Below are 1293 nucleotides of genomic sequence, written 5' to 3' on the forward strand. Positions count from 1 at the left end.
GTCTCTCCGCCCCTGCCAGAAACACAAAAAACCTTCCGTGGAAAGACGGTGGGTTTTTTTGTTTGGTTTAAATCTATATTCATGCTTAGGAAAGGAATTCCAGTAATGGATGCTGCTTATCGACTTCGCGCCACGTCTCGGCAGGGGCTCTCTGCTGGCCTGTTTTTTGCCCTGTTTCTTACGATATTCTCCGCTGTCGCCAACTATGATTCCGTGTATTTCACCCATAAAGAATGGGATCTGGTGTGTGATAACACGCTGACTTGTCGTGTGTCGGGCTATTCTCCCGACAGTGTGACATTTGGCGTTAGCGTCTTATTAACGCGTAAAGCTGGCGCTGGCACGCCGGTGGATAATCAGGTGATGCTGAGCGATGGGCTGGGCCACGATGACGTATTGGCGATGCGCGGAACGCCCCAATTGATCATTGCTGGGCGCGTACTGGGGGTGTTGCAGGTCGCTGATAGAAAAAAAATCAGTTGGCGTATGAATGCGACGCAGTATGCTGCTTTTCTTCGTGCGCTGCGTCGTGACAAGCCGATTGTATTTAAGGATAAGCTGGCCGAGTATCCCCTTTCCAATGCAGGTTCCAGCGCTGTAATGCTGCAAATGGACCGGGTTCAGGGGCGAATGGGTACGCGTGGCGCGATCTATAAAACCGGCAAAAAGGATGATTCCAACGTTAAAGCTCCGATTGCCGCACCGGTGATTATCAAAGCGCCCGTCAAAGACCAGGCGGCGCGCGACATGACCGCACAGGAATTAGCCCGGTTCAAACCAGCGCTGATGAAAACCCTGGTAGGGGATGATGCTTTTGACTGCACCGACGACCAGCTTAACAGTGACCACCTGCCTTGGCAGATTGCTCGCTTGAATAAAACGCAGTCCTTGGTCATCGCGCCTTGCTGGATGGCTGCCTATAACGGGGGTTCCAAATTCTGGTTGGTGGATACCCTGATGAAGCGCCCCGCGCAGCTGATTGACGTAGGTATGATGGCCAACGACTACCAGAACGGTGCCATTGTATGGATTATGCGCGGGCGTAGCGTGGGGGATTGCTGGTCCACCAAATCGTGGCAATGGAATGGCAAAGCCTTTGTGTACAGTGCCAAAAGTTGGACCGGGCGCTGTCGTTACATCCGCAATGGGGGCGCGTGGGATATCCCGATGCGGGTATCAACCTTTAAATAGCGTTTGTTCGGTAAACGGCCCACGCCTGACGCGGGCCGTTACATCAATTAGTGCAGGATCTGCGACAGGAAGGTGCGTGTACGTTCTGAACGCGGATTGCTG

At 53.1% G+C, this 1293-nt stretch carries 1 protein-coding gene; it reads left to right on the plus strand.

Features of this window, described 5'->3' with window-relative positions; translation table 11 throughout:
* Positions 1-105 precede the first annotated feature (105 nt).
* Positions 106-1191 carry a DUF1176 domain-containing protein gene (locus tag J5224_RS28275; protein WP_264628431.1) on the plus strand — a complete coding sequence of 362 codons (1086 nt, stop codon included), beginning with the start codon at positions 106-108 and terminating at the stop codon, positions 1189-1191.
* Positions 1192-1293: the final 102 nt, after the last annotated feature.

Source organism: Candidatus Symbiopectobacterium sp. NZEC135, assembly GCF_025962695.1.

What these genes read in the sequence shown, in the direction of transcription:
- J5224_RS28275 (WP_264628431.1), top strand. Translation starts at nt 106, where the DNA reads ATGGATGCTGCTTATCGACTTCGCGCCACGTCTCGGCAGGGGCTCTCT.